Source organism: Acinetobacter sp. YH18001 (assembly GCF_013416975.1).
Lineage (GTDB): Bacteria > Pseudomonadota > Gammaproteobacteria > Pseudomonadales > Moraxellaceae > Acinetobacter > Acinetobacter pseudolwoffii.
Genome location: NZ_VPEU01000081.1, coordinates 1 through 5,328, shown reverse-complemented (window position 1 = coordinate 5,328; position 5,328 = coordinate 1). Strand labels below are relative to the sequence as shown.

Below are 5,328 nucleotides of genomic sequence, written 5' to 3'. Positions count from 1 at the left end.
TATAGCCTTCACGTTTCAGTTTTTGCCAGACTTTACGTACACCATACCGACCTGAACTTTCCTTCCAAATTCGTTTAATCTCCTCAGCATGATGCAAGTCATGTAAATCTCGCTTTGCTCGATGTTCCCTTGCGAAGCAATGCTTCTCATCGCAGAGATCTAGAGTCCGGTAATAGGTTGAAGCTGCGATCGGTAAAATCCTACAAATCGCATCAACACCATATAAGTCTTTATTGTTATGGATAAAATCCACCATTATTTGTGTGGGCGGTCGAGCTCCGCCTGGGCGAAAAAAGCGGCTGCTTTACGTAGAATTTCATTGGCACGTTTTAATTCTTTAATTTCACGTTCCATTTGCTTCATTTTTTCTTGGTCAGATACCTGTTGTACTTTAATAGGATTTTGCTGATCTAAATGCTTTTGATGCCAGGCACGAAGTGTTTCAGGAGTACAACCAATCTTAGGCGCAATTGCTGTGATTGCAGCCCAAGTAGAAGGATAATCTTTTTCAGATTCAATCAATAATTGAACCGCTCTTTCTCTGATTTCAGGGGTATATTTTAATTTTGTCATCGGGATAGTCTCTCAGAATATTGACTCTCCGACAAACCCGGTACGGTTCTATCTTTGGTAGAGTTGCAAAAAACATTACCAATTTCAGATAAAGATTTTAGATAGCCGCTTAGCTTACTGAATAACTAAAAATCCTCAGCATCTTTAATTTATTAAGATGAGTATTTCTCATCTTAAGCTGAATTTATATCGTTTTACTCACTTTCTTATTCACGTTTAAATATAGCCATTCAGAAATTTAACTTTTTATAAAAGTTTTAGGTGGCAATCTCCATGAGTACAGCATTTGAGTGTTCAATTAAACGTATCCGTTTTGATGAGAATTATACACCAGCAGAAAACACACGTTTAACCACAAACTTTGCCAATTTGGCACGTGGGGAAAGCCGTGAAGAAAACTTGCGTCGTACCCTTGCGATGATCAACAACCGTTTTAATAGCTTGGCAACCGTTGATAACCCGAAAGGTGATCGCTATTCACTTGAGATTGACATTATTTCTGCGGAAATTGATATTGAAGGTAATGGTCAAACTTTCCCATTTATTGAAACACTTAAAAGTGTTGTGATTGACCATCAAACAGGTGAGCGTATTGAAGGCATGATCGGCAATAGCTTCTCATCTTATGTGCGTGATTACGACTTCAGCGTGGTATTGCCACAATTGGGTTGTGGTGTAGGTGAAAAACCTGAAGATTTTGGCAATCTACATGGCAAGCTTTATCAACATTTAGTCAATTCAGATGTATTTAAAGCAGAATTTAAAAAACAACCTGTCATTTGCTTAAGCGTTTCAACCTCTAAAACGTATTTCCGTACAGCCAACGTACATCCTATTTTGGGTGTGGAATACAAAAATGATGAATATTCACGTACCGATGAATATTTTGCCAAAATGGGTTTACGTGTACGCTACTTTAAACCAGAAGGTGGTAATGCACCATTAGCATTCTATTTCGCTGGCGATTTAGTCCGTGATTATACTGATTTTGAATTGATCAGTGCTATTGCGACCATGGAAAGTTTCCAACGGATCTATCGTCCTGAAATTTACAACACCAACTCTCCTGCAGGTGTGGTGTATCAACCAAGTCTAAGCTATGGCGATTATTCACTTACACGTGTGGTCTATGACCGTGTGGAACGTGGTGAGCTTGCAGTTAAACAAGGTAAATGGACGGAAGAAAACTTCATTAAGCCTTATCAAGACATTTTAAATGAATGGGCTGCAAATTTCGAAGTCGAAACAGCTGCTTAATCCATTAAATTGATAAACAGATTTACGAATTTAGACAAAGAAGATTAGACATGGCGCTTACACAACCGAAACTTTTACTCCCAACTTCAACTGCGGGTAGCTTGCCAAAACCGTCTTGGTTAGCTGAACCTGAAAAATTATGGTCTGCATGGAAGCTTGAAGGCGAAGAATTATTAGAAGCTAAACGTGATGCTTTGAAATTATCATTACATGAGCAAGTCACTGCAGGTATCGATATCGTGAGTGATGGTGAGCAAACCCGTCAGCACTTTGTAACCACGTTTATTGAGCATCTTGAAGGTGTAGATTTCGAAAAGCGTGAAACCATGCGTATTCGTAATCGTTATGATGCAAGTGTACCTTCAGTTGTGGGTGAAGTTTCTCGTAAAAAAGCAGTGTTTGTAGACGATGCGAAATTTTTACGCAGCCAAACCAGTCAGCCAATTAAATGGGCGTTGCCTGGTCCAATGACCATGATTGATACACTTTTTGACGGACACTACAAGAGCCGTGAAAAACTGGCTTGGGAATTTGCCAAAATTTTGAACCAAGAAGCTTTAGAACTTGAAGCAGCAGGCGTAGACATTATCCAATTTGATGAACCTGCGTTTAACGTATTCTTTGATGAAGTGAATGACTGGGGTGTACCAACCTTAGAACGTGCACTTGAAGGTCTAAAATGTGAAACTGCAGTTCATATTTGCTATGGTTACGGCATTAAAGCCAATACAGATTGGAAACAAACTTTAGGTAATGAATGGCGTCAATACGAAGAGTCATTCCCGAAACTACAACAATCTAAGCTCGATATTATTTCACTTGAATGCCAAAACTCACGTGTACCAATGGATTTGATTGAATTGATCCGTGGTAAGAAAGTGATGGTGGGTGCCATTGATGTAGCAACTAGCAAAGTTGAAACTGCAGAAGAAGTGGCGAATACCTTACGTAAAGCACTTCAATTTGTTGATGCAGATAAACTCTATCCTTCAACCAACTGTGGTATGACACCACTTTCTCGCCAAGTTGCACGTGGCAAGCTTGAGGCTTTAAGCGCAGGTGCTGCCATTGTTCGTAAAGAGCTAGAAGCTTAATCAAACGTAGTCTCGTGCGAAGCAGGGGCAAATTATTGCAAGATGATTTGTTCTACTTAAAGCACGAGCACGTGATATGTACATTTGAGATGAAAGAGATGATTGAAGCAACAGACTTTAGAAATGCAATGTCTTTACTCACCACAGCAGTGAATGTTATTACGACTGCGAGTAAAGCAGGTATGCATGGATTTACTGCATCTGCCGTATGTAGCGTGACGGATACACCGCCAACGTTATTGGTCTGTATGAATCAATCCTCCCGTTCACATGCCCATTTTGTTGAAAATAAAGTCTTGGCTGTAAACGTACTAAGTACTCAGCATGAACAGCTTTCAAATGCTTTTGCTTCAAGTAAATTCAGTTCTGAAGAGCGTTTCAACTTAGGTGAGTGGAGTGCGTTGGAAACTGGTTCACCTATTTTGCAAGATGCCTTGGTCAGTTTTGACTGTGAAATTCAGGACATTCAGCAAGTGGGTACACACAGTATTTTCATGTGTCGTGTGCTTCAAGTTCAACAAAGCGATCAAGAAGAAAGCCTGGTGTATTTTAACCGTGCTTATCATCAAGTGGGTCAGTTGGAACACGCTTAATTCAACGCCTTAATCCTTTCATTTTTTAAAGTTAGTCTATTGTGGAACTTATAACCTTTTTAGTCATCGGTGCTTTTGCTGGTTTTGCAGCAGGGCTGTTTGGTGTCGGCGGTGGTACGATTATTGTGCCACTGCTTTTTATTGTCTTTACTCAAATGGGTTATGACCCCGATGTGGTTATGCACCTCGCATTAGGCACATCTTTAGCAACCATTGTTGTTACTTCGATTAGCTCATTGATGGCGCATCATAAAAATGGGGCTGTGATTTGGTCGGTATTTAAAAATCTAGGGCGTGTCATCAATTAAGCCAAATGATTGTTGAAGCCAGGTAGATCGCTGATAAGAAGTTTTGAGCCAATTTATCATAGCGTGTGGCAATAGCACGATACTGCTTGAGCTTGGCAAAAAAGTTCTCGATCAGATGTCTTGCCTTGTAGAGATTTCGATCATAATCACGCTGATCAATAGAATTACTTTTCGCTGGCATCACAACTTGACCCTTCGCCTCTAAAATTGGATCAATGACTCGATCCCTGGAGTTGTAGGCTTTATCCATAAGCCAGGTCTGGCTCAACGATAAGTCCAGCAACACATCTGAACCGTTTAAGTCATGGACCTGCCCATCAGTGAGATAAAATCCTGTTGGGTTGCCTAAAGCATCAGTACGGGCATGAATTTTGGTGCTTAAGCCCCCTTTACTGCGTCCAATCGCCTGATTTTTTCCCCCCAGCGCTGTGTTGATGAGCACGTACAATGGTGGAGTCTAACATGGCATATTCATTATCACTGTCATGTGACAGTACTTCAAAGACTCTCTGCCACACACCTGTTTTAGCCCAACGACTAAAACGAGTATGCACGACTCTAAAATCACCAAAGCATTCGGGTAAGTCTCGCCACGGGATACCTGAACGATACCGATACAATACCGCTTCAACAAATAGTCGGTTATCTTTGGCCGTTACTCCAACAGTACCCATTCGTCCAGGTAACAGATCTTTAATCTGTTCCCACTGCTCATCTTTTAATGCATAGCGTTTAGTCATAAAAGTATAATGGGGACAAGGCGGTTTTCCTCAAGCTAATTGATGACACGCCCTAGCACCACCCATGGCGATTGGTTGCTTTTTTGGGGCGGGTATTGCAGGGCAGAGTAAAACTTGAAGTGCGACATAAACCACCTAATTCTTGTATCGCCCCTGACATAATAATATAAGTAATAAGTAACCATGAATCATGGAGCAGAAATGTGAATAGTCATAACATGGGGTTGCACTTCAAATGCCAATTTAAGACTTGCGAAATCAATGGTTAATTAATTGGTTACTAAGGAATAGCTAATCTAAATATAAATTTTATTTAACAATAACTTATAAAAATATATGATGCGTATGATACGCATCATATGAAAATTGCTTAAATTTGCTATAATTGAATTGCGCAGTGTCATTTGTGGTTAGGTTAAATATTCATGAGTCTTACGGAAATTAAGGTACGCCAGGCTAAACCAAAGGAAAAAGTCTATTTTCTGGCAGATGATGACGGCTTAAGTTTAAAGATAGAACCAAATGGACGTAAATCTTGGAGTTACCGCTATTCACTTGTAGGGACAAATAAACGTCCTCGCATGAAGTTGGGCGAATATCCTGTAATGTCCTTGAAAGAGGCCAGATCAGTCCGGGATGAATATAAATTTAATGATTATCAAAATAAACTGCTGCATAAAAAAGACATCAAAACTTTTCAGGATATTTGTGAAGAGTGGTTAGAATTTAAAATTAAAAATTCCTTTGAAGATGAACCACGATG

Annotated in this window: 5 protein-coding genes, 2 pseudogenes and 1 other annotated feature; of the genes and pseudogenes, 5 read left to right on the top strand and 2 right to left on the bottom strand. The window is 39.9% G+C overall.

Annotated features, from left to right (window positions below; all coding sequences use genetic code 11):
• Positions 1 to 573: pseudogene (locus FTV48_RS13975) on the bottom strand (IS3 family transposase); the annotation flags it as partial.
• Positions 182 to 298 (bottom strand) — a sequence feature (AL1L pseudoknot). Its footprint overlaps the pseudogene before it by 117 nt.
• A 273-nt stretch (positions 574 to 846) precedes the next feature.
• Between FTV48_RS13975 and FTV48_RS13970 the strand changes: the two are divergent.
• From FTV48_RS13970 to FTV48_RS13955, 4 genes and pseudogenes are all read left to right on the top strand, one after another.
• On the top strand, positions 847 to 1,830 hold the full coding sequence (locus tag FTV48_RS13970; RefSeq protein WP_159138861.1) for a putative oxygenase MesX: 984 nt from the start codon (positions 847 to 849) through the stop codon (positions 1,828 to 1,830).
• A gap of 50 nt (positions 1,831 to 1,880) precedes the next feature.
• On the top strand, positions 1,881 to 2,924 hold the full coding sequence (locus FTV48_RS13965; protein ID WP_004733166.1) for a methionine synthase: 1,044 nt from the start codon (positions 1,881 to 1,883) through the stop codon (positions 2,922 to 2,924).
• Between the two features lie 98 nt (positions 2,925 to 3,022).
• Positions 3,023 to 3,517 carry a flavin reductase gene (locus FTV48_RS13960; RefSeq protein WP_005093807.1) on the top strand — a complete coding sequence of 165 codons (495 nt, stop codon included), beginning with the start codon at positions 3,023 to 3,025 and terminating at the stop codon, positions 3,515 to 3,517.
• 41 nt (positions 3,518 to 3,558) lie between these two features.
• Positions 3,559 to 3,807: pseudogene (locus FTV48_RS13955) on the top strand (TSUP family transporter); the annotation flags it as partial.
• A gap of 10 nt (positions 3,808 to 3,817) precedes the next feature.
• Here the strand turns inward: FTV48_RS13955 and FTV48_RS13950 are convergent.
• Positions 3,818 to 4,565, bottom strand: a protein-coding gene (locus FTV48_RS13950; protein ID WP_373683536.1) for an IS5 family transposase whose coding sequence is annotated in 2 segments (ribosomal slippage) — positions 3,818 to 4,235 and positions 4,234 to 4,565 — 750 coding nt in all. Because the reading frame shifts where the segments join, the coding sequence is not laid out codon by codon here.
• Between the two features lie 425 nt (positions 4,566 to 4,990).
• Between FTV48_RS13950 and FTV48_RS13945 the strand changes: the two genes are divergently transcribed.
• Positions 4,991 to 5,328, top strand: a 338-nt coding sequence (locus FTV48_RS13945; protein ID WP_180000725.1) for an Arm DNA-binding domain-containing protein, incomplete at its 3' end; no start/stop codon positions are given.